General features: G+C 54.4%; 21 protein-coding genes and 1 riboswitch. Of the genes, 9 read left to right on the top strand and 12 right to left on the bottom strand.

What is annotated here, in order from left to right; all coding sequences use genetic code 11:
• Positions 1–198 precede the first annotated feature (198 nt).
• Entirely contained in the window at positions 199–2,070 is a 1,872-nt protein-coding gene (locus tag ACF8D4_RS02980) for a tetratricopeptide repeat-containing diguanylate cyclase (RefSeq protein WP_301560821.1), read from the top strand.
• 23 nt (positions 2,071–2,093) lie between these two features.
• Here ACF8D4_RS02980 and ACF8D4_RS02975 read toward each other — a convergent pair whose 3' ends face one another.
• Positions 2,094–2,915 carry a substrate-binding periplasmic protein gene (locus tag ACF8D4_RS02975; RefSeq protein WP_392466332.1) on the bottom strand — a complete coding sequence of 274 codons (822 nt, stop codon included), beginning with the start codon at positions 2,913–2,915 and terminating at the stop codon, positions 2,094–2,096.
• Positions 2,916–3,040: 125 nt separating this feature from the next.
• Here ACF8D4_RS02975 and queG point away from each other — a divergent pair, with 125 nt between their 5' ends.
• Positions 3,041–4,222, top strand: a complete 1,182-nt coding sequence (queG, locus tag ACF8D4_RS02970; protein ID WP_342197373.1) for a tRNA epoxyqueuosine(34) reductase QueG — start codon at positions 3,041–3,043, stop codon at positions 4,220–4,222.
• An 8-nt stretch (positions 4,223–4,230) separates the two neighbouring features.
• Here the strand turns inward: queG and ACF8D4_RS02965 are convergent, their stop codons facing one another.
• Complete coding sequence (locus tag ACF8D4_RS02965) at positions 4,231–4,434, bottom strand: dodecin (RefSeq protein WP_025009040.1); 204 nt, start codon at positions 4,432–4,434, stop codon at positions 4,231–4,233.
• A 132-nt stretch (positions 4,435–4,566) separates the two neighbouring features.
• On the opposite strand from ACF8D4_RS02965, the gene ACF8D4_RS02960 reads away from it, so the two are divergent.
• On the top strand, positions 4,567–4,893 hold the full coding sequence (locus ACF8D4_RS02960) for a hypothetical protein (protein WP_096140927.1): 327 nt from the start codon (positions 4,567–4,569) through the stop codon (positions 4,891–4,893).
• Between the two features lie 74 nt (positions 4,894–4,967).
• Here ACF8D4_RS02960 and metE read toward each other — a convergent pair whose 3' ends face one another.
• A complete protein-coding gene (gene metE / locus ACF8D4_RS02955) occupies positions 4,968–7,238 on the bottom strand; it encodes a 5-methyltetrahydropteroyltriglutamate--homocysteine S-methyltransferase (protein ID WP_392466336.1) in 2,271 nt (756 codons plus the stop codon).
• A 165-nt stretch (positions 7,239–7,403) separates the two neighbouring features.
• Here metE and ACF8D4_RS02950 point away from each other — a divergent pair, with 165 nt between their 5' ends.
• Positions 7,404–8,306, top strand: coding sequence for a LysR family transcriptional regulator (locus ACF8D4_RS02950; RefSeq protein WP_025009037.1), 903 nt, complete (start codon positions 7,404–7,406; stop codon positions 8,304–8,306).
• A gap of 48 nt (positions 8,307–8,354) precedes the next feature.
• Here the strand turns inward: ACF8D4_RS02950 and ACF8D4_RS02945 are convergent, their stop codons facing one another.
• The 5 genes from ACF8D4_RS02945 to ACF8D4_RS02925 all read right to left on the bottom strand — a co-directional run bounded on the left by ACF8D4_RS02945 (position 8,355) and on the right by ACF8D4_RS02925 (position 14,192).
• Positions 8,355–9,077: an HDOD domain-containing protein gene (locus ACF8D4_RS02945; RefSeq protein WP_123116846.1), complete on the bottom strand. Its 723-nt coding sequence runs from the start codon at positions 9,075–9,077 to the stop codon at positions 8,355–8,357.
• Between the two features lie 144 nt (positions 9,078–9,221).
• Positions 9,222–9,842 carry a GDSL-type esterase/lipase family protein gene (locus ACF8D4_RS02940; RefSeq protein ID WP_037475231.1) on the bottom strand — a complete coding sequence of 207 codons (621 nt, stop codon included), beginning with the start codon at positions 9,840–9,842 and terminating at the stop codon, positions 9,222–9,224.
• Between the two features lie 97 nt (positions 9,843–9,939).
• Positions 9,940–11,889, bottom strand: coding sequence for a TonB-dependent receptor (locus ACF8D4_RS02935; RefSeq protein ID WP_028780897.1), 1,950 nt, complete (start codon positions 11,887–11,889; stop codon positions 9,940–9,942).
• A gap of 91 nt (positions 11,890–11,980) precedes the next feature.
• Positions 11,981–12,174, bottom strand: a riboswitch (cobalamin riboswitch).
• A gap of 140 nt (positions 12,175–12,314) precedes the next feature.
• Complete coding sequence (locus tag ACF8D4_RS02930; RefSeq protein WP_025009034.1) at positions 12,315–12,662, bottom strand: DUF805 domain-containing protein; 348 nt, start codon at positions 12,660–12,662, stop codon at positions 12,315–12,317.
• 273 nt (positions 12,663–12,935) lie between these two features.
• Positions 12,936–14,192, bottom strand: a complete 1,257-nt coding sequence (locus ACF8D4_RS02925; RefSeq protein WP_208134841.1) for a DUF3592 domain-containing protein — start codon at positions 14,190–14,192, stop codon at positions 12,936–12,938.
• Between the two features lie 147 nt (positions 14,193–14,339).
• On the opposite strand from ACF8D4_RS02925, the gene rihA reads away from it, so the two are divergent.
• Together rihA and rbsK are read left to right on the top strand one after the other, a co-directional pair.
• The gene (rihA, locus tag ACF8D4_RS02920) at positions 14,340–15,278 is read left to right on the top strand and encodes a pyrimidine-specific ribonucleoside hydrolase RihA (RefSeq protein ID WP_392466340.1); all 939 of its coding nucleotides are present in this window, start codon (positions 14,340–14,342) and stop codon (positions 15,276–15,278) included.
• A gap of 3 nt (positions 15,279–15,281) precedes the next feature.
• Positions 15,282–16,187 carry a ribokinase gene (rbsK, locus tag ACF8D4_RS02915; protein ID WP_392466343.1) on the top strand — a complete coding sequence of 302 codons (906 nt, stop codon included), beginning with the start codon at positions 15,282–15,284 and terminating at the stop codon, positions 16,185–16,187.
• Positions 16,188–16,254: 67 nt separating this feature from the next.
• On the opposite strand, the gene ACF8D4_RS02910 is transcribed toward rbsK, so the two are convergent.
• A complete protein-coding gene (locus ACF8D4_RS02910) occupies positions 16,255–16,776 on the bottom strand; it encodes a DUF2059 domain-containing protein (protein ID WP_051472831.1) in 522 nt (173 codons plus the stop codon).
• A 208-nt stretch (positions 16,777–16,984) separates the two neighbouring features.
• Between ACF8D4_RS02910 and azu the strand changes: the two genes are divergently transcribed.
• Both azu and ACF8D4_RS02900 read left to right on the top strand, forming a co-directional pair.
• Positions 16,985–17,452, top strand: a complete 468-nt coding sequence (gene azu, locus ACF8D4_RS02905) for an azurin (RefSeq protein ID WP_392466346.1) — start codon at positions 16,985–16,987, stop codon at positions 17,450–17,452.
• A gap of 1,057 nt (positions 17,453–18,509) precedes the next feature.
• Positions 18,510–18,746, top strand: coding sequence for a YdcH family protein (locus ACF8D4_RS02900; protein ID WP_025009029.1), 237 nt, complete (start codon positions 18,510–18,512; stop codon positions 18,744–18,746).
• A gap of 83 nt (positions 18,747–18,829) precedes the next feature.
• Here ACF8D4_RS02900 and ACF8D4_RS02895 read toward each other — a convergent pair whose 3' ends face one another.
• Positions 18,830–19,405, bottom strand: a complete 576-nt coding sequence (locus ACF8D4_RS02895; protein WP_045282972.1) for a hypothetical protein — start codon at positions 19,403–19,405, stop codon at positions 18,830–18,832.
• A gap of 60 nt (positions 19,406–19,465) precedes the next feature.
• The gene (locus ACF8D4_RS02890; protein ID WP_392466350.1) at positions 19,466–20,755 is read right to left on the bottom strand and encodes a DUF2254 domain-containing protein; all 1,290 of its coding nucleotides are present in this window, start codon (positions 20,753–20,755) and stop codon (positions 19,466–19,468) included.
• A gap of 172 nt (positions 20,756–20,927) precedes the next feature.
• On the opposite strand from ACF8D4_RS02890, the gene ACF8D4_RS02885 reads away from it, so the two are divergent.
• Positions 20,928–21,863, top strand: coding sequence for a LysR family transcriptional regulator (locus ACF8D4_RS02885; RefSeq protein ID WP_167717125.1), 936 nt, complete (start codon positions 20,928–20,930; stop codon positions 21,861–21,863).
• Positions 21,864–21,929: 66 nt separating this feature from the next.
• On the opposite strand, the gene ACF8D4_RS02880 is transcribed toward ACF8D4_RS02885, so the two are convergent.
• Positions 21,930–22,826 carry a LysR family transcriptional regulator gene (locus tag ACF8D4_RS02880; RefSeq protein ID WP_392466353.1) on the bottom strand — a complete coding sequence of 299 codons (897 nt, stop codon included), beginning with the start codon at positions 22,824–22,826 and terminating at the stop codon, positions 21,930–21,932.
• Between the last annotated feature and the right edge of the window lie 78 nt (positions 22,827–22,904).

Here is a 22,904-nt window from a genome sequence, read left to right as displayed (position 1 = left end):
GGGCAATCCATCTGAAGTTGGTATCAAGGAACCGAGGAGCAAATACGGCGAAAACAAGTCGGTAACCGAATTCCCCCCTACCGGCAAGCGATTGATGCAGCTCTACTTACCTGCAAATTTAACGATTTATTACTGGTCAGCCTGAGCCCTGGTGCGTATGCTTAATAACATTATCTAAACATCTGTCTATCGGTCAGCGTGAAGTCATACTTTCTGAAATCAGCCATCACAGTGCTGCTTCTGGCCAGCATGGTTCCCCACGCCTTGGCACTGGATAATCCCAAGGCTGATCAGCTGTTCAAACAGCTGGAAGATGGGCAGGTCAACAATGTTGCCGAAGTAGAACAAACTCTGGATCAGATAGCCCAATTGCTGGCAAAGGACGATCTGGACAGACAGGCCAGGCTCAGGCGCGCCCGCTGCTGGAGCTTTGATGCCAACGACAACGCCAACATAGATGCAGCCATAGACTATGCCGTCAATCAGGCACAAGCGGCTGAAAACCAAGCCTACCCTGAAGCCTTAACCGACTTTCGCCTTTGCCATGGCTGGTACTCTCAACTCAAAGGCAATATGGAACAGGCCAAAGCCGACTATGACCAAGCCCTGCAGCAAGCCTATCAACTCGAAGATCATCGCCTGATCGCCGATGCCCGCAGTCTGCGCGGAGCCATGTATTCCTTTCAGGGCAACTTTGCCATGGCGCTGGAAGATCTGCTGACCGCTCAACAACTTTATGAAAAGCTCAAGCTGGATTATTGGGGTCTGTATAACCTGGCCGACCTCGCCACCAGTTTCCGCCGTTTCGGCGATCCACAAAGTGCGCTCAACTATTACCGCCAACTGGAGCAGGCCTATCGCCAAAGTGGTCACGAAGAGCAGGCCTATATTATCAATGGCGAAATGGCCATCGCCCTCGAAGAACTGGGTGATTTTGAAGGCGCCGTGGCCAAGTTCCAACAATCATACGACTATCTCAAGCAGCAAGGAGTCACGGTGGAAGCCGCGGGAGTCTCGGTCAATATGGCCGGCTCCCTGTTGAAGCTCGGCAGAGTCGAAGACGCCAAACAGGCGCTGGAGCGTGCCAGGCCATTTGTGACTGAGCAGATGGGTGGCTTCTACAGCTTTATGCAACTCTACAGCGCCGATGTGCTGTTGCGCCAAGGCCAGCCTGAACAGGCGATGGCCCCCTTGATCAAGGCCGAAAAAAGTTTCAGGAATATCAACAATGATCGCGGCTTGGCCGAACTCTACCTGCTCAAGAGCGAAGTATTTGCCGCCCAAGGGCTATGGCAGGAATCGCTCAAAGTGCTCAGGCTGTATATCGCCCTGCACCACGAGCTGGATAACAAACTGCAATCTTACCGCACCACAGAGATGCGTACCCGCTTCAATGCCGATCGCATGGCAAAAGAAAACCAACGTCTGCTGGAAAGCGAACGCCTGAAAGAGCAAGAGGTGCAGATACTGCAGCAAAACCGTCTGTTGCAGTTGGCTGTGCTGGTTCTGGCCAGCATCATTATCATAATCACTGCGGTGATGGCCTTTAAGCAGACCAGTAAATCACGCAAATTCCAGAAGATAGCCCATACGGATCACCTCACCCAATTGGCGAACCGGCGTTATACCTATCACAAGGGTGAAGCTATGTTCAATCAGGCGCGAGATAGCGACACGCCTTTTTCACTTGTGTTGTTTGATGCCGATAACTTCAAGGATATCAATGATCAGTTTGGTCACGATGGTGGCGATAAGGTCTTACAACATCTGGCAAGTCTGAGCCAAACCCTGATCCGCGAACAAGATCTGCTGGGGCGGATTGGCGGTGAAGAGTTTCTGCTGTTGTTGCCGGAAACAGCCCATGAAGAGTGTTTAAAAATCGCCGAGCGTCTGCGCCAAACCATAGCCGAATCACGCCCGGAAGGGCTAGTCGGTGAGCCCAGAGTAACGATAAGTGCCGGGGTAGCGACTCTGGGTGAGGAACTGCAGTTCTCCGAGCTGTTGAAACAGGCCGATGATGCCCTCTATTGCGCCAAGAATCGAGGTCGCAACCGGGTCGAAACCGCCTGAATGAGCACAGTGGTTATTGCAAATCACTGAACGCGCCAGAGCACTTCCGCCTGACGTAAAGAGGGCTCGGCACCAAACCACTTATGGTAGAGCGCGTCAAATTCGCCCGTTTTCTGCAATGCCAATAGCGCCTTGTGCCAGGCTTCGACCCGTTCAGGAGACGTACCGTCGGAGAACGCCAAATAGAGGCGCAAGTGCGCCAGTTCCAATACGGGGCGCACCGCCGCCTGTGTCTGGCCCAATTGTCGCAAGACGCCCTGAACCGCGATATCCGCCTGACACCAATAACGCACCCGCTTATGCAACAACTGCCTGGCCGAATACTGAGGAAAACCTGAGTTCAGTAACTGCTCATCCGGAACAGACTTCAACAAGATCTGCGCCGGGGAGTTGCGGTAAAGGGCAATATTACCCACCGCTACCGCATGTGACAGGTCTGCCGGGGTAAAATCATCATCCATGCGGGCATAGAGCTGAATGCGGGTTTCGGCAATAGGGCCAACAAAATCAAATTCCTGCCGCCGCTGTTCATTAATGGAAGTGGCAAACAGCAAGACGTTAGGCTCCTGGTTTGCGATATTCATCGCCCTGGCCCAAGGCAACACTTCTATCACAGGCTCTTTGTCAGAGGCAGCCACCTGATGGTGCAAGGCCCTCACCAGGGCCACCGCATAACCATCAACGCGACCATGGCGCTCATAGCTCATGGGAGGCCAGGTTTCGGTCAGCAGCCTGAGTGCGGGCGGCTCGGCCTCAGTAGGCTCGTTACCGGCCAAAGCCAAGTTGGCAAAGCTACAACAGAACACTATCACGCAGCCCCTGAGCAAGGTTTCGATTCCCGGCATATACTCTCCCCCCTCAATTTCTTCAAGCATAGCACCGACAACAGTCGAAATCGCCGTTTACGGCAACTGTGAGCAATTCTGCTTTACTGATATAATCATGGCTTTTCCCCGGTCAGCCTCTGTTCATGTCAGCTTCTCAACCACCACAATTTGATCCCGGTATGCTTGGCAAGCTTGCCCGCAACATAAAAGCCTGGGGCAAAGAGCTGGGTTTTGCTCAAGTGGGAATAACGGATACAGATCTCAGCCGCGAAGAGCCCAGGCTACAGGCCTGGCTCGATAAGGGCTATCACGGTGAGATGGGCTATATGGCCAGCCACGGTATGATGCGGGCCCGCCCGGCCGAACTGCATCCCGGCACTTTAAGAGTCATCTCAGTACGGATGGACTACTTACCGCCACAAGCCGGGTTTGCCCTCAATCTCAAAGACCCTAACCTTGGCTATATCTCCCGTTATGCCGGCGGCCGCGACTATCACAAGCTGATGCGTAATCGCTTGAAAAAGTTGGGCGAGCGCATAGATGAAGCGCTCAAAACCCTGCAACTTGAAGGCTGTGGCTTTCGGCCCTTCGTCGACTCGGCTCCCATTCTGGAACGGCCGCTGGCAGAAAAGGCCGGGATCGGCTGGACAGGTAAACACTCACTGATCCTCAACCATGAGGCCGGCAGTTGGTTTTTCCTCGGAGAGCTGCTGGTGAACCTGCCGCTGCCCATGGATGTCGCCACAGCCGGAGGCTGCAACACCTGCGTCGCCTGCATCACAAGTTGCCCAACCGGCGCCATAGTCGAGCCTTATGTGGTCGATGGGCGCCGCTGTATCTCCTACCTCACCATAGAGCTGGCCGGCAGCATTCCACTGGAGTTTCGGCCACTGCTCGGCAATCGCATCTACGGCTGTGATGACTGCCAGCTGGTATGCCCCATCAACCGCGCCGCGCCTTTGACCACAGAGACTGACTTTCATCTAAGGCCACAACTGAAGCAACCCAAACTGCTGGAGCTGTTTGCCTGGAGCGAGACCGAGTTTTTGAAAAACACCGAAGGCAGCGCCATTCGTCGCATAGGCCATGAACGCTGGCTGCGCAATATTGCGGTGGCACTGGGCAATGCGCCCGGCAGTGAAACCATAGTTGCTGCCTTGCAGGAGCGACTGACAGATGCCTCTGAACTGGTCGCAGAACACATAGAGTGGGCACTGGCGCAGCAGGCAGAAAAACTCAGCGCCAACGACACAGCGCCCATTCCCGCCCGCAAGACGGGGCGCCTGATCCGGATAGTGGAAAAGGGTTTGCCAAGAGACGCCTGAATTCAAGCCTAATCCAGGGTAAAACCCACCTTGATGGTGACCTGCCAATGAGCGATAACACCGGCCTCCAGATGTCCGCGGGTATCTATCACTTCAAACCAACGCAGATTGTGCAGCGACTGACTGGCCGCAGCGATGGCATTCTTGACCGCTTCGTCCGAGCTGATGGGGGATGAACCTGTCAGTTCTATTATCTTGTATACATGGCTCATGGGGCTTCTCCTGATAGTTATCTGAGTCCGGTTGGTGACCTGAGTATAGACAGAAATGGCCGATGGCATATTTCCCTTGGTTTCTGTATATTTCTCAGTTGGATAACCATCAGAAAAAATCAAGGGATTGCCATGCAATTAAAACATTCAGGTCCAGGGATAGCCTCATTTGTCACCAGCATATTGAGTGGAATAGCCCTGTTTATTACTTTTATTGTTGCCGGAACCCTGGAAACAACAACACCGGGCGGCATGGATGAAAACTCCATGGAAGCGGTTCTTGTGGGGTTAATGATCATCTTTATGATGTTGGTCTGTCTGGTGTCTTTGGGGTTGGGTATTGGTGGCCTGGTACAAAAAGAGCGCCAGAAAATCTTCGCCATTCTGGGCACAATCTTTTCAAGCTTGATCATCCTGGGCACTGTGGGCCTGATGATACTGGGAATAAGCATGAGTTGAATCTTTACCGCGTTGAAGTCAATCAACATCAGGGGCGCATTGCGCCCCTGACTATTATTAACCACAGAGTTTTATCACCCGAGTCGACGTCGCAACTCCCTGGTGGCATCAACCATGTTCTTCAAAGCCGGTTCGACTTCTTCCCAGTTACGGGTCTTCAAGCCGCAATCCGGGTTGACCCAGAGCTGACGCAGAGGAATTTTCTGCGCCGCCTTTTCAATCAGGCTTACCATGGCCTCCACTGTTGGAATATTGGGGGAGTGAATATCATAAACCCCAGGGCCGATTTCATTGGGATAGTCAAAGTCTTCGAAGGCATTCAACAACTCCATCCTTGAGCGCGATGTTTCTATGGTGATCACATCGGCATCCATGGCGGCAATTGCCGCAATAGTGTCGTTGAATTCGCTGTAGCACATATGGGTGTGAATTTGGGTCTCGTCTCTGACACCGGCGGCGCTGAGCTTGAAAGCGGCCACGGCCCAATCGAGATAATGGGCCCAATCGCTGCGTTTAAGCGGCAAGCCTTCCCTAAAAGCCGGTTCATCAATCTGGATAATGCCTATGCCCGCCTGCTCCAATGCCACCACTTCATCGCGTATCGCCAGGGCCAACTGAGTCGCTATCTGTTCGCGGCTGATATCCTCGCGGGCAAAGGACCAATGCAATATAGTCACGGGACCGGTCAGCATGCCTTTCACCGGCTTGTCGGTAAGACTCTGGGCATATTCGGCCCAGTCAACTGTCATCGCCTTGGGACGGGTCACATCGGCGTAGATCAGCGGTGGCTTGACGCAGCGGGAACCATAGCTCTGCACCCAGCCATGTTTGGTAAAACCAACACCGTTTAGCTGTTCACCAAAGTATTCCACCATGTCGTTGCGCTCGGCTTCACCGTGTACCAGCACATCTATTCCCAGCTTGAGCTGACGTTCTATGGTATCTCGGGTCACCTGTTGCAGTTGCTCTGTGTACACAGCATCGTCCAACTCACCCTTGCGCCAGCGGCTGCGAAGGTTACGAATGGTTGCCGTTTGCGGGAATGAACCTATGGTAGTCGTCGGCAACAAAGGCAACTTGAACCTGGCCTGCTGGGCTTGTCTGCGCACCTCAAACTCATGGTTTCGGTCATAATCGGCCGCGCTCAGCGCATCGATTCTGGCACTGAGTTGTTGATTACGCCCCTGCGCCCTGGCCGCGCGCCGACTTCGGCAACGGGCGACCACAGCTTTGGCGCTTTCCGTCTCAGGCGCCGCCAAAAGCGCCTTGAGCTCCTGCAACTCGGTGAGTTTTTGCCTGGCGAATGCCAGCAGACTTTTAAGCTCGGGCGCCAGCACGGTCTCCACCTCAAGATCCACCGGGGTATGCAACAGGGAGCAGGAAGTGGCGAGCCAGAGCCTGTCTCCCAAATCACGCGCCAGTGGCGCCAACTGCTCGGCCACAAGATCCAGATCGGCGGCCCAGACGTTACGGCCACTGATTACCCCAACCGATAACACCTGTTCAGGCGCCAATGCCCCGACAAAGGCCTGCAACTGCTCGGGCGCGGTGACCAGATCCAGGTGAATACCCGCCACCGGCAGTGCCGACAACAGACTTTGATGATGGGCTACAGTGCCGTAATAGGTTGCCAGCAACAGCCTGAGCGGCGCCGACTTGAGCACGCCGTAGGCCTGATGGAAGGCCTGTTGCCAGTTGTTATCCAGCTCAAGTGCCAGCGCAGGTTCATCCAATTGCACCCATTCAACGCCCTGGGCGGCAAATCGGGCCAGAATGGCTTGATAACATTCAAGCAGCGCCGGCAGCAGTGTCAAACGGTCGAACTCTGAGCCCGCTGTCTTGGACAGATACAGGAAAGTGACCGGCCCCAAGAGTACCGGCTTGGCAGTGTGACCCAGCGCCTGAGCCTCGGTCACCTCTTCAAACAACTGTTCCCAGGCGATATCGAAGCGTTGATCTTCGCTGAGCTCAGGCACCAGATAATGGTAGTTGGTGTTGAAGTACTTGGTCATTTCAGACGCCGGTGCATGCTTGCCGCTGGGCGCTCGGCCACGGGCAATCCGGAACAGGGTATCGAGATTGACAGCGCCGCCGTCACGGTGACGCTCGGGGATTACCCCCAGAGTCGCACTAAGGGTCAGCACCTGATCATAGTAAGCAAAGTCACCGACCGGCAGCTGCGCCACCCCGGCATCGGCCTGCCACTGCCAGTGGGTACGCCTAAGCTCCCTGGCAACACTCTCTAATTCGGCCACGCTGGACTCACCGCGCCAATATTTCTCCAAAGCAAACTTGAGTTCACGTCGACGTCCGATACGGGGAAAGCCAAGACTATTTAATTGCATAATGTATACCATCCTCTATAAACTGTGCAGCAAGTGACTGGCGACGCCGAAACACAACAAATCAAACTGGGCGTCTGGACGTCTAGAAGTTTATTGTGCTAGTCTCAGCACAGGCAACCGAATTGAATTCAAGGGCAACATGAGCGGCATTCATGTGGAGAGGAAATGATAGAACTGAGACACCTTCGTACTCTGATAGCACTGAAAGAAAGTGGCAGTCTGGCCGGCGCGGCGAAGAAACGTTTTGTCACTCAATCGGCGCTGTCGCACCAGATTAAAGAGTTGGAGACCCGGATTAACTCCCAGGTATTTGTTCGCAAAAGCAAACCTCTGACCTTCACGCTTGAGGGCAGTCGCCTGCTGACCCTGGCAGAAGAGATACTGCCCCGGGTACAGGAAACCGAATTTGTGCTCAAACGCGGTCTATCTGGAAGCAGCGGTCCCTTGAAGGTGGGTATTGAGTGTCACAGCTGTTTTCGCTGGCTGATGCCTGTAATGGAAGCCTTTCATCAGTCTTATCCGGATGCCAATCTGGATCTCTCCAGCCGCCATCTGTTCGACTCTCTCAATGCGCTGGAAACCGGTGAGCTGGATATAGTGCTGACCTCAGATCCTGTGCCCGGCCATGCCCTTGCCTATCAGCATCTGTTTGATTTTGAAGTGAGACTGGTGATGGCCAAAGATCACCCTCTGGCAGGCAACAGCTATATTTTGCCGCAACAACTGGCCAGGGAACCTATTATCAGTTATCCGGTACCGCTGGAAAGGCTGGATATTTTCCGTCACTTCCTCGAGCCGGCCGGAGTGGTGCCCGGCCCACAAAAACGCTGTGATCTCACCAATGTGTTGCTGCAACGCATCGCCTGTAAAGAAGGGGTTGCGGCCTTGCCCAACTGGTCACTGACCGAAGCCCAGGGCTTGAGCCTGACCTCGGTGAAACTGGGGCAGGAAGGCCTGAAACGGCCGCTGTTCGGTGCCTACCGCCGCGACAGCAGCAATAGAGTGCAGCTGCAAAGGCTGCTGGAATTGATTGCCAAAGAGGGATTACAGCGTCAAGACAGACACTGACTGAGCGGCTGCCACCGTCCCTGAAAGTCGGCGGCAGTCACAAAGCATCTAGAGAGGATTCAGCAGCAGACCGCGCTGCGACAATACCCTTCTCAGTACCAGTCCGGGTGAATTGGGATCCCGGGTCTGTCTCAGGTTATGGGCGACCATAAACTCGCTTTGCAGCTCATCATCCAACCCCAGAGATTCAAAAGCTTCCACCGTCAGCGTCTGCTGCTGGGTATCTATCAGGGTCTTGATAATGCCCAGCGGGAAGCACTGCTCGGCTTCGGCGTTGAGATAGGCAAACGCCGTCAGGGCAATAATCTGACCAAAGACGCTGAACAGTGCCAGAGTCTGCACTTCATCCGCGTCTATCTGCACCCCTTGCATCTGATGCAAGCTGTCCACCGACTCGGTCGCCACGGACTCGGTCAGGCGCCAATAGCCAAGTACCAGTTTACGGTATGGCTGCGGCAGTTCATCGAGCCGCTCTTTGAGATAAAAGCTAAAGGCATAACGGTAGATATTGACCTGTCCCAGACGCACCAATGCATCCTTGAGGCTGCGGTTTGGCTGAACGGAAGGAGAGAGCGCGTTATTGCTGCGCCACAGCAGATGAGCTGCCAGAGCGGGATCGGTCGCGACAATATCGATCACATTGCGAATATCGCCATCAGCAATAATGGCCTTCTTAAGCGGGATCAGGATGCCGCGGCGCCCTATCACCTGCTCTTCGTTGGCAATAATGGCACGCACTTGAGTAAAAACCTGCTGCTCAAGATCTGTCATGTGATTCTTTAAACCTGTTGTTATTTATTATGGAGGCACTATTGCCATTTATTATGGCAGAGAATTTACCCATAAAACGCCCACCAGGGTCAAGTTGAATCGATAATTAGCCCGGTTTTTGCCAAACAGAATCAAAAAGTAGCATCAAAAAGCGCCCGCCTCCTGCAGCCTGGTAAAGATGACTTGTGCCAAACGCGAATACCCCTGTTGATTGAGATGCACAGTATCGGACTTGAGCTCGTTTGAACGCAGCAGCTCGGACAGAGTCTGTTCCAGCAAGATGGCGCCGTGCTTGTCGGCCAGTTCGGCATACAAAGGCAGGGGGGACAGCAGCAGGCTCTTTTGCGGCACAGCCAGCAGCACTACCGGAATTTGCCGGGCTTTGGCCTCAAGTAACATGGCCTCAATGTTTTGCGCCAATTGCACCTGGCTACGACCGCGGAGAATATCGTTACCGCCTTCGAGCAAAATAAGCAGATCCGGCTTGGTTTCATCCAGCAGTGCCGGCAAACGCTCAAGCCCGGCAGCAGATTGCTCACCGGAAATCCCGGCGTTGATCACCTCACAACGGCACAACTCGGCCAGACGGCTGGGATAATCCTGCCCGGCCTTGGCACCAACGCCTTGGGTCAGGCTGTCACCGAAGGCCAGCAGTTTGCCATTGCTGCCGATATATGCCAGCTTGGGCTCGGAGCAAGCCAGCAAAAGCAGCGACAACAGGGCTATGGCCACGCCTCTCAAACCATATCTAAAATCAGCTTTCATATTTCGACTCTTGCCTCCTTGTCGGTGACTACTTTCCAACTAAAACAGATAGAAATACGAGCAGAAAAAAGCCGGGAACCCCCGGCTTTCTATGCTATCAGAAGCGATAGCTGACGCTGAATCTCAGCGCACGGCCGCTACCCGAGTAATAACCATCGCCCCAAGTACTGAAATAACCTGAGCTGGCGTATTGCTTGTCAAACAGGTTGTCGACCCTCAGGCTGGCAAGCCAGGCATCTCGGCTGTAGTTGAGGGCGATATTCCCCAGCCAATAGCTGTCCAGTTTATCGTGCTGATTGCCATTGTCACCCTCCATATATCTATCACCCAGATACTGCCCCTCGACAAACAGCTGCCAGTGCTGACCAAAGTCCACACTGGTGTAGATACGCCCGGAATGCTCGGCCACCCAGGAGAGAGATTTGCCTTTGTTGGCGCCTTCAGTAAATTCGGCATCGATATAGTTGTACTCAAGTCCCAACTGCAGCATTTCATTGAGCTGCCAGTCCCAGTCGAGGCTGGCGCCATAACGGCGGGAAGCATCGGCGTTGACGTTGGCGCCGGGGAAAGCACCGCCGATAGGCATATCAGCACTGGGGTCAAAGACAATTTCATCTTCCAGCGACAGTCGGTACAGGTTCAGACGCAGACTCTGGTTGCTCAAGGTCCAATCCCAGCCGGCTTCAATGGAACGGCCGGTCTGCGGCTTGAGGCCGACGACTGTTGGCGGCGTATAAGCTTGCTCATCGACCTTGGCGAAACGGAAACTCTCATCACCGCGAAGATAGAATCTGTGGCCTTCCAGCGGCCGATAGTTGAGCCCCAACTCGAGCGCGTGAGCGTCTTCATCCAAATCTATGCCATTGGGGTAAATCTGACCGTCCTTGAGTTCATCCTTGACCTTGGCATAGCGCCCGCCCACCACATAGCTCAGGCTGTTGGTCAGCGGCACATTGGCCTGTAGATAGGTGCTGGTCATGGTTTGGGTATTGCTGCGCTGCATATAACTGAGATCGAACTCGGTTTCACCCCGTTGAATATCGGCGCCTATGACTATGCTCAGTTCACCATTGCGGGTCTGATAACGCCCCAGCGCCTTGGGATTGAATTCCAACAGCGAGCGCTCGTTACGACCTGGGCTGCCATAGCTGACACTGGACACCAGAGTATCACTGTAGTTGAGGTCCGCAGCCAGGGCCCAGTTGGCGTGCACCTGGCGCTGGAGATGAGCACGCCAGGCAGAAGTCATCTCATGGTTGTAATCACCCGGCGTCGATGTCGCCTGGCGTGGGTCGGCTTCAAACTGAGCCAGGGTCAGTGAGCCTGGAGTCTGGCGCTTGTTATCGTAGTAACTGCCTTCGACAAAGAAGTTGGTCAACTCTGAATCATATTGCAGACGCCCCAGCACAGAACCGGTTTCGTTGGCATTGTTTCTACGGTAGTTGTCGCTCTCGTTGTAAGCAGCAGCCAAATAGTAACGCCAGTTGTCATTGATGGCGCCGGACAGATCCCCACGGCCTTCGTAGGTGTCAAAACTGCCACCGGAGAGGGTCAGGTTGCCACCGCTGGCACTGGGCGCCTTGGTGATAATATTGATCACTCCGCCGACTGCCTGATCACCATAGAGCACCCCGGCGCTGCCGGAAAGGATCTCTACCCTTTCAATCTGATTGACCGCAATGGCACTCAGGCTGGGGGCGGCAATATCGATATTGTTGAGTCGGCGACCATCTATCAGTATCAGGGTGTTATTCACCGCTTGGCTGGAAGAGAAACCGCGCATCGCCAGCACAGGCCCTGAGTTATTGTCCGATATTTGAATGCCACTGCGGCCACGCAGCAACTCGCTCAGATTACTGGCACCGCTTTGCTGAATATCGGCGGCATCTATGACCACCACATTGGCGGCAATATTGAGCGGCGTGTCATCCTGACGGCCAATGACCACCAGCTGTTCATCCACGGCCTGGGTTGTAGCACTCGCCATGACGGGAACCGAGGTAAATGCACCGCAGAGCAGCGCGAGATGATTTAGTTTGAAACCCATTTTCCTTTGACTCCTGAAAGGGAAACGGGGCAAGAGTGCCACGGCAGGGAGAGCCCCTTGGCTGCCGCATTTCGAGATCTGCCCACCGAAATCATCGAAATACCTCCAGGGCCGGTCTCCGGACTTTGGCTATGCGGTTGACCGCGCAAGACCCGGCTTTTATGACGCCACTTGGGCGCGCCTGTCTCTCACCATTTACCGTTGCGGGGGCAGTGCCGGATTCTCACCGGCTTCCCGATTATCCCCGGTCTTTCATTCCGGGGCACCACGAGAGGTTGACTGAAATACTGTGCTGTCATTCCCGGCCTAGCCGAGAGCGGGCATTATAGACGTCTATATGGATGAATGTCTAATTTTGACGACGACTGACCGCCGCAGATTTACCCTAAAAACAAAAAGGGAGCCGAGGCTCCCTTTCCATTATCTTAACCCAGCTCTTTGGGGTTACTGCCAAAGCGGTTGTCACCCACTTCGCTGTCCTGGCAGTAGAAGACCAGCAACACTATCCAACCTATGATAGGGATAAATGCCAACAACTGCCACCAACCACTGCGGTCAGTGTCGTGCAGACGACGCGCGGCAACCGCAATAGAGGGCAACAACAGGCCCAAAGAATAAATCAGCCCCAGCACTGTGGTACCCAGCGCATAGTCAATAGCACTGACAACCAGGCTGAAAATGATATAGAACAGAGTGAACATCCAGTATTCTGTCCGACGGGCCCGACCGGTAAAGTCGGCGTATTTTTTGATGGCTCCGATGAAATGTTCCATGTTTTCTCCCAATAACAGATCCAAGATCCGATAACGCCGCACCAATTATTGAATGGCTTAAGGCGACCAAAGTTTCATCAGAGTTTCTTACTCCCTGAAACAGCAAACAATTTTAACATACCTGAATGAACTGCAAAGTGACAGAAAAGAGATTTACCTTCCATCCGCCACAAAATCAGAGATATCTCACCCTGTCAGTCGTCATTGGTTTACAAATATCACCATATTCATAGCCATAAATAGCCATGAACAGCCAGCCGGCGCTTTTTCATCTTATCTGCTCAGCGTAAAACCACGGCTGGCGGCCAGCACCTGGATATCGGTTTCAATCTGTGCCAGCTGTGTCTGACGCTTTCGACCTATTGCCCCTGAGTTAAACTTGGATGCCAGGCTGCCAAGAATATAGCGCCAATGCAGCGCTTGTTTTTTACGCTGTTTACGGCTCAAAGGATTCAGTGGCCGCTGCGCTGCGAGCGCCTTGAGCAAGGCTGCAGCAGCGCTGAACCAAACATCGGGCAGCGATTCCAGGTTGTTAAAAAGCCATTCCAGGCAAACCAAGCGGCTCAATTCGGTGTGGGCAAATCCTTTGTTGCTCAAAGGCATTTGCCGCTCCAGCAACAAGGCGTTGAATTGCTTTTGAATTTCAGCACTCCAGGGTTTGCGTTGCAGCTCGGCCAGGTGCTGGGAGAAGACCATCTTCGCCAGTTCATGCTCTAAAAACAGGCTGCGAATGCCATCGAGCAGTGCCAGGGTAAACTCAGGGTAGCGGCGGCCGAGCGCCAATTGCAGTGAAAGTTCGAGGCCAGAGACGCCCTCGCCTTTACTTGGCGGCTCCCACTTGAGGCACACAGGCACAAACCAGGCAAGAAAACGCACCTGCCATTCAGGTCTGGCGGCGATATAGCCAAGGGCCTGCCGTCCCAAATAGCTACTGGCCGGGCTGGCCCGGTTGGCTTCAAGCAATGCCAGTAACTCGGCGGGGTTATCGGCCTCCAGTAACTGCTCAACTATTGGCGACAACCGCTCCCGAGCCCGAAGAAAGCGCAAACACTGGACCGTTTTACCCACAAACTTTCCGCCAATGGCCAGCGGCAATAGCGCGATTAGAATCCCCCACAGCTCGAGCCAGGTATTTTGCTGTTCTCGATAGTACTGGATATCGGTGCGCGCTATGCCTGGTTCCTCAGGCAAATGCCAAAGGATCACGGCTTCACCGACGCTTCTCGAATCGCAAAGCAGGCCTGGGGGATCCCAGATCTGATACTCACTGCCGTTCGGCAACTGATAATACAGCAGACAATCCCACTCATAACGGCCAAAACCCCAGCGCCCAGGGGACACATAGTGTTGCTCACGCCGGGCAATATAGCCTTGGGTCTCGACGCCTCGCTCGAGCAGGATATTCACTTCATACCAGGATTGGACACTCTCTTTGACAAAATAGAGCCCTAGAGCCGAGAACAGCCCGCCGGCAAGCGCAAAAAGGCCGATAATTATCAGATCTTCCCAGATTGCCCGTATCTTTCCCACCGGGTCCCCTTTGATTCAATCCTTTAAGGCCGCGGATTGTAGCAGATTTCAGCAATCAGTTGAGGAACACTTCACAGTTTGCCATCCGGTTCTGCGCGCGCCAAAGAGTCATGCTATGCTCGGGCAAATTGCTAAAGGAGTAACAGCATGAAACGCCCTATCATTCTCGACTGCGATCCCGGCCATGATGATGCCATCGCCTTGATCCTGGCCCTGGCCAACCCCGAGCTGGATCTGCTGGCCGTGACCACCAGCGCCGGTAACCAAACCCAGGAAAAAACACTCAACAACGCCATGCGAGTGCTTACTCTGCTGGGCAGAACCGATATTCCTGTGGCCAGCGGCGCCCCCAAGCCATTGGCAAGGGAGCTGGTCATTGCCGACAGTGTTCACGGTGAATCCGGGCTCGATGGCCCAGAACTGCCGGATCCAGCCTTTGAACCTCAGCCGATGATGGCCTGGGAACTGATGGCAGAGAAAATCCGCCAAAGCAGCCAGCCGGTGACTCTGGTGCCCACGGGCCCCTTGACCAATATCGCTATTTTCCTGAGCGCCTATCCCGAACTCAAGTCCCGTATTGAGCAGATAGTGCTGATGGGTGGCGCCGCCGGTGTCGGTAACTGGACCCCTGCCGCCGAATTCAACATTTTTGTTGATCCTGAAGCGGCCGACATGGTGTTCAAGTCAGGGATCCCCATCGTCATGGCCGGTCTGGACGTGACCCATGAGGCGCAGATCATGGAAGAGGATGTAGCCCGTTTCCGCGCGATTCCCAACAAGGTTGCCAAGTGTGTTGCCGATCTGCTGGAATTCTTTGTTATCTACCACAAGGATCCCAAGTGGGGCTTTGATGGCGCGCCGCTGCATGACCCCTGCACCATAGCCTGGCTGCTCAAGCCTGAGTTGTTCATCGGCTTGGACTGCCATGTTGCCATCGAAACCCAGAGCGAGCTGACTGTAGGGATGACGGTTGTCGACCGCTATCACTTAACCGGCAAGCCCGCCAACGCCAAGGTGCTGATGCATCTGGATCGTGAAGGCTTTGTGGATCTGCTGGTTGAAAGCCTCTACGCCTATCAGGATTAATACATGAGTAGACTAGTGATAATCGGCAGTGCCAATGCCGATCATGTGATGGAATTCAGTCACTTGCCCGAGCCAGGGCAAACATTGATGAGCCGCAGCTACCGTTTGGAACACGGTGGCAAAGGCGCCAATCAGGCAGTTGCTGTAGCCAGACTGGTGCAGCCTGGCACCCGAGTGGACTTTATCTGCCATCTTGGGGACGACGCCATCGCCGATACCATGATCAAGAGTTGGTTGGACGATGGCATTCATCCTCAGGGCTTGAAGAAAGTGCCGGAAATGGCAACCGGCAGCGCAATGATTTTCATCGGCGATGGCGGTGAAAACTGTATTGGGGTGGCCGCCGGCGCCAACGCCAGCCTGGAGCCAGCCGATGTTCACTGTCATCAAGAGCTGTTCGAAGGCGCCAGTTACCTGCTGGCACAGCTGGAAACGCCGTTGGAATCGGTCAAAGCCGCGCTGCAACTGGCCAAGCAACAAGACACAGTGACAATTCTCAACCCGGCCCCCGCCAGCACGCTGGCTGACGATGTGCTGGCCTTGGTGGATATCATCACTCCCAACGAAACTGAGGCAGAAGCCCTTACCGGTATCAAGGTGGAAGATGAAGCCGGCGCAGCCAAAGCCGCAGCCGCTCTGCAAGCCAAAGGGGTTGGCGCCGCGGTGATCACCCTCGGCAGCCGCGGCGCCTATGTGCGTCATCCCGAGTTTGAGGGCCTGGTGCCTAGCTACCCGGTCAAGGTACTTGATACTGTGGCCGCAGGAGACACCTTCAACGGTGCCCTGATGGTGGCTTTAAGTGAAGGGCTGGACATGGAACAAGCGGTGGATTTTGCCAATAAGGCCGCTTCCATAGCCGTGACCCGTCATGGCGCCCAGCGCGGAATTCCCTACCGCCGCGAGCTGTAATCACGCCGTTACCGCCACAAAAACGGGAGTCATAGACTCCCGTTTTTTATGCTGGCTGCCAGTCAAATTATTCGCCTGGATTGGCCTCTCTGTGGGCCTGAAGCTTGGTGGCAAACTCCTGCTGCAGCTGCTCCATCTTAGGCAGCAGCCCCTGGCTCAGTGATTGAGTCACCATCATGGACTCCTGCATCACGGCTGGCATCTTGGCGACCATGGAGCGCCCAGTATCACTGGCATAAAACGCCAGCATATCGGCAATTTCCTTGTCGCTGTAATGCTTGACATAAATATCGGTCAACGGTTGCTTCAGCTTGTCCCAGCCCAGCTCCTGCTTGAAGATCTGCGTACTCTTGCGGGCAAACTCTTCAAATAAAGGCTTTTCACTCTCCTTGATATTGAACTGTTGTTGCATGCCCAAAATCATCATTTCCATCTGGGTATAAGCCGTGTCCATCATGGAGTCCATCTGCATTTCCAGCAGTAACTGCTCCACCTGAGCCCGGCGAGCGCTGTCATCGGCCAACGCCAAAGGGCTGCTGAGCAATATGCCGCCCAGAACAAGAGATGACAAAAAACCAGGACCTTTCATGAGTGCCTCCGTGGCAAGTATTGATTCGGCTGTCAGTCTATCACAGCCCAAGAGACTGTCAGCAGCTCCAACCTCAGCTGACAGTTAAAATTCTGAGATTAATTCTCATTTAAGGTAAATGCCGTTATGATTGACCCAGGCGGGAGCCTGCGGGGCTCTCGTGCTGTCGAGAGAAATATCGACCCTAAAACCAGAAAAGGAATTGAAAATGAATAAGTTAACCAAGAGACTCGCGGGTATTGCCCTGTTGGGAGCCGGCGCCGTTATCAGCAGCACTGCCAGCGCCGACGAATGCAGCCTGACCATCACAGCCAACGATGCGATGCAATTTGATACCAAGGAATTAAGCGTTCCCGCCAGTTGCAAGACGGTAGAACTGACATTGACTCATTCCGGCACCCTGCCAGTGACAGCCATGGGCCATAACTGGGTTCTGAGCAAGAGCGCCGACATGCAGGGCATTGCTACTGATGGTATGGCAGCCGGCGCCGATGCCGCCTATGTCAAAGCCGGTGACGAGCGGGTGATTGCCCACACTCCTCTGGTTGGTGGCGGCGAATCTGTCAGCATCAGCTTCAGCACCGAAGGCATGACACCGGAAGACAGCTACAACTTCTTCTGCTCCTTCCCCGGCCACTGGGCCGTGATGCAAGGCAGCTTCAGCATCAAAGGCTAAGGCTGCGCGCTTTGGGCCCGAATCAGGGCCCAAAGAAACATCTCCATTCCTCCTTCGCAAGACCCAATAGCCGCCTTTTCGCCAAGTGAGTCCGGGAACCCGGTGACAACTTGCCTGTCTTGGCCTTATGGATGAAATCACCTATCAATATCGGCTTGGTTTCCAGCCATGGCCTATCACCTGCGGTGAGCTCTTGCACAGGCGATCCTGTGACACGGCGTTAATACGTCCCTGTAGCCTCGACGAAAACATCCTTGTTTTCGACGGTCACAGTTCCGCCTGTGCCTGAAAATGAGGCGTATGTCTGCAGGTATATAAGCAATTTCTAGCAAAGCTATGATTGCAGAATTGCACCAATCCCCTTCGGAGCCGCCGCTGGCGTTGTTGCAAATTGGCGTAGTCGAGACAGGGATGTCGAGGCTCGAAGGTCGAGCAGGGATGCGAGTCCTGAGTGTAGCCAATTTGCTTCATAAGCCAGCGGGGATTTCGGCTACGTCGGGGTGTCCTTGGGGATGCAAGGGGCTTTGGACAAGCAAAGCCCCTTGTCCGGTGTGGTGTGGAACACCACGACTTTAGGCCGCTGGCACAGCGGCTATCATGGCTTCTAACTAAAAGTTACTAATTAGTATTGGCAGGGCTTCCAGCGACGGACGGCCTCCCATTGCCTGCCGCAGGCTTATGCACAGGCGATTCTGTGACTCGCTGCGAGTACATCTCTTATCTCCATGGATGGAGTGTATGCCGACATTTGTCTGGAACAAATGCGGTCGAAAACATCCTTGTTTTCGACGGTCACAGTTCCGCCTGTGCCCGGAAAATGGGCGTATTTCTGTGGACATAGAAGCAATGTCAAACAACGATATGCTTGCAGAATTGCAGCAATTCCCCTCCCTTTGGAGCCGCCGCTGGCGTTGTTGCAAATTGCGGTCACTTGCCACTAAACAGGATTATGGTTATTTGTCGACTTTCTGCGGATGACAGACAAAGCGCCGCTGGGTAGAGTAGGAATCAAGGCTTGAGCCTGTTTCGGCCAGGCACTATTTGAAGGAGAGAGCTTATGTTGGGCGAAAACCATGCGCTGATCCTGGAGTTTCCGGAGCACAAACAGAAAATCCATCAACTCAAGGAAAACGATCCTCACTTTCGCGAGCTGGCAGCCGAGTATCACGACCTCGACCATGAGATCCGTGGATTGGAAGAAAACTGTGTCCCCACGGCAGAAGAACGTTTCAACCAGTTGAAACTGCGCCGCGCCGAACTCAAGTCCTGGCTCTATCAGCAGTTACTGCGCTGATAACCCCAAATACAGAGGCCCTTGCAGCTTAAACCGCAGGGGCCCATGATCAAATCCTGATTAGCTCGATTCCGAGCCGGATCTTAAAGCCTATCCAGATGCAGGGCGTTGGCAAACTCCTGCAATTCACTGGCTTTAACCCCTTCCCCCGAGAGAGTGAACATGGCATTGCCATTGACTATCACAGTCAGCTCTGCCTCACCGGATTCAGTATTCAGCATGGCGTTATGCCCCTGAACCTTGACCAGCTTGCCGCCGCTCATGGCTATCATAGATGGATTGGTCAGCATGGCCATAACAGACTGCAATAGGGGGGAGTCGAGCACCAGCTCTATCTCCAGTTGCGCACTGTCTTCTTTGTAGTAGTGGCGGCTGGCATTTATGCCCCCGCCCAACATCATGCCACCTGTATCGCTTGAAGGGTCATCGGCTTGCCAACCCGGCAATGGCTCGGGAAATACCCCTACGACTTCTCCGGCCCGCTGCTGCCGGATAAGGGTTGAGGCATAATCCAGTTGTGAACTGGCCTGGCTCAATTCACCCTTGCGGTAATGTTGTAACCCGGCCTCAATGGCTTCGGCTACGGCAGGATCTTCGGCAGCCTGCAGCGGCGCTGCCAATGCCAATGAGGCAACAAGTAATAGATTTGAAGGTTTCATTATCTTTCCCTGATAAAAAAGTCCGCGAATAGCATAGCCGCAAGCTGAGTTCTACGCCAGCTATCCGTTACCTGGCTCTTGCTGTAGCTCGGCGGCAAGCTTCCGAAGCAGTGTAACATCTGGTTCAAACGTCAGTACCTGTTCGGCTCTGGCCAGCGCCAGCTCGGAGTGTTTGCGACACACCTCGCTAAACTCCGCCCGGTTGGACAAGGCTTGAAAGGCTTTTTGCAGCCGAATGTGAATCTCCACCAGCGCCGCACCATCCCGGGCTATCGGCATAAAGAAGTCATCGAACAGTTCTTCAAGACGTATCGGCAGCATCCAAACTCTGGGATAGGGAATAGTCTCAGGCGCCGGCAGATTCTGCTCATCAGTCACCTGCCATTTGGCTATTAATCTGACTCCGCGACCAATCACATCTATCGCTGTGCCAGGATCATTCACCGCCGCCGACAAGGCCCTCGATGCCACTTCGGCCAATACCGACAACCCAAAGCGAGGGTCTTGATCGAAAGAACGTTCATTGGCCACGGTAAAAGCCTTGTGCAGTGGCTGCAACTGAGCGTCATCGACACCGCCATCCTCAGCCTGAAAACTCAGCCACAGCAGGGGCCGTCCCTGATGGACAAAGGCACCTGGCAATGACGTGATATAGGCTTCGGCGCCGTAATCTTCGGCCCATTGATTGATGCTGCCGAGATCCACATGCTGCACATAGCCTGTGTCGGCCGGATAGAGAGCTAAAGCCCCTTTGGGAATATCCTCATCGGATGCCAGGCGCCGCCCGTCCAGCCAGGGATGCTCACAGCGCCGCTGGATAGCCGCTCCGGCCGCCTTTTCAATCCTGTCTGTGGTTTCCCCTACCCGGCCTAGCTTGGACAAATGATTGATCCACACCAGAATGGTGGCCACTATCAATACCACCACGGCCACAGTCACCAGAAATAGTACCACCCGCCCCTCTTCGCCATAGACACCGGTACTGAGGGCGATAATGCCCACTATGCTGAAAACAAAGGAGCCGACAAAGGTAGCCAGCGCCTGCTGGGCAGTGGAATCTTCCATCAACAGCTTGGTGGCTCTGGGGGAAATATTGCTGGTGGCTGCGCCATAGGCGGAAATCATCACACTCAGGGAAAAGGTGGTCACGGCCAACATGCTGGAGGCGAGGATATTGAGCAGCTTGTCCACCGCATCTGCACCTATCATGCCCGACAGCGAAGGGGGAATAACCCCCTGCACCACTATCGCCAGCAATGCGGTAACCACGGCCAGAATCGCAAACAGCACAGTGCGCATCCAGAGTTTGCGGCTCAATTGCAACAGCCGCCAGCCCCATTTACTCAGCATAATTCCACTCCTTTGATGACTCTCTCCCTGGCCAGAATAGCAGCCTTTTGTTCTTTGGACAGGCAGATCAAGCTGTTAGACTTGGGAAGGTGCAAACAAGTCTTATAGTGCAAGCCAGAACGTCACCAGGAACTATTAGCACCTTCCCTTAAGCTTCTACCCTGCGGCCAGGATAATAATGAAAGTCGATCTCAACCTGCTTCCGGTATTGGAAGTCCTGCTGGAAGAACAAAGCGTTACCGGCGCGGCCAGGCGGTTGCACCTGAGTCAATCGGCCGTCAGCAAGCAGCTTAATCGCCTGCGGGAGTTGTTCAATGACCCGCTGTTTGAACGCAGCGCCTTCGGCCTCAAACCCACTCCCAGAGCGCTGGCTCTGGGGCCAGAGCTGCAGCAATGGCTCAGATTGGCCGAGCGGCTGACGCTACCGGACGAGTTTGACCCCGCCGCCAGTGAACGTCAGTTTCGTATGCACTTGGTGGAAACCGCCTACTCCCTCACGCTGCCGCATTTTATGCCTTCCTTGCTACGCCAGGCTCCCGGGCTGGATATCAACTGCAAGACCTGGTACCCGGGCACCATGGAGCAGCTGCTGCGCTGCGAGCTGGACTTTGCCATAGGCTGCCGCGAGTGGGATCCGCGCTCGCTGATGCATATCAACAGCCTGCCGGATGAACTCGAGTATCTGGAGCTGACTCGCGACAAACCCATCTGCCTGCTGCCGCCGGATCATCCTGCGCTCGAGGGCGACTGGAACCTGGAGCGTTTTCTCAGCTTCGAGCATCTGCAGGTAGCCTTTGGCGGAATCGAACATTGGTTGTTGGACGATGTGTTGGCGCTGAAGCACAAGACCCGGCGGATCCGCGCCAATATCACCGACTTTCCCACTGCGCTGGAGCTGTGTCGCCACAGCGAGTTAATCCTCTGCGCGCCGGCCAAATATGCGGCCCAGGCGCTGCAACATGTTGAGTTGGCGACGCTGGAAGTGCCGATAGATCTGGTGCCCGGTGCGTACGTGTTGTTGTGGCACAAGCACTTCAATCAAGACCCTGCCCACAAATGGCTGAGGCAGATGATTGCCGACACAGTAATCCCGGCCAATCAGCAATGAAGCGTCGCCAGAATTCGCCTTATACAACAACGCCCGGGTCTGCAGGTCAATACAGTAACGGTTCAATTACGCGCCTGAATACTTGAGCGCATCAATCAGTAATCTAAAGGCGGCCGAGTGCTGACGCCCACTCGGAAAATAGAGGTGATAACCGGCAAACCGCGGGCACCAATCTTCCAACACCGGGAGCAGTTCACCGGCCGTTATCGCCGGTGCCAACGCATCCTCAGGTTGAAAACAGAGCCCGGCACCGGCAATGGCTGCCTTGGTCACCAAATCTGGTTCATTGCAGATAAGCTGGCCGCTTACCCGCACATTCAGCTCGCGGCCCTCTTTGGCAAACTCCCACACATACAAGCCGCCCGAAGTGGGAAGACGCAGATTAATGCAATTATGCCCGGTCAAGTCCTGGGGGATGGTCGGCTTTGCATGGCGGGAAAAGTAATCCGGCGAACCCGCCACCAGCATACGCAGATCCGGGCTGATACGCACGGCAACCATGTCTTTGGCTACCTGTTCGCCCAATCGTACCCCGGCATCAAAACCTTGAGCGGCCAAATCAAGCAGTTGTTGATCCACAGAAACCTCGATTTGCAGCTGTGGATGCTGCGCCAGTAAGCGATTAACCACCGGCAGCAATATCGACTCGGCGGCAAACTTGGTGGCGGTAAGCCGAATGCGGCCGCTGATCTCCTGCCTGAAACTGTTGAGTCGCTCCAACTGCTCGGCTATCTGACCAAAGGCAGGCCTTAGGGTCTGCAGCAACTGCTGCCCAGCCTCAGTGGCAGCCACGCTGCGGGTGGTTCGATTCAACAGTTGTACATTGAGGCGCTGCTCCAGGCGCCTTATGGTATGGCTGACAGAGGATTGTGATGTCCCCAACCTGGCCGCGGCGCGAGTAAAGCTGCCCTCTTCAACTACCGCCTGAAACACCCATAAATCCCCCAGCTCTTCGCGTCTCATATATGAATCTCAAATATAAATCCAATACTGACATATCATTTAAGTTACATAATCTGCGCGGCTAAGATCGAATGCAAG

Source organism: Shewanella sp. YQ_9, from assembly GCF_043103185.1.
Taxonomy (GTDB): Bacteria; Pseudomonadota; Gammaproteobacteria; order Enterobacterales; family Shewanellaceae; genus Shewanella; species Shewanella algae.
This window is presented reverse-complemented; position numbering and strand designations above follow the sequence as displayed.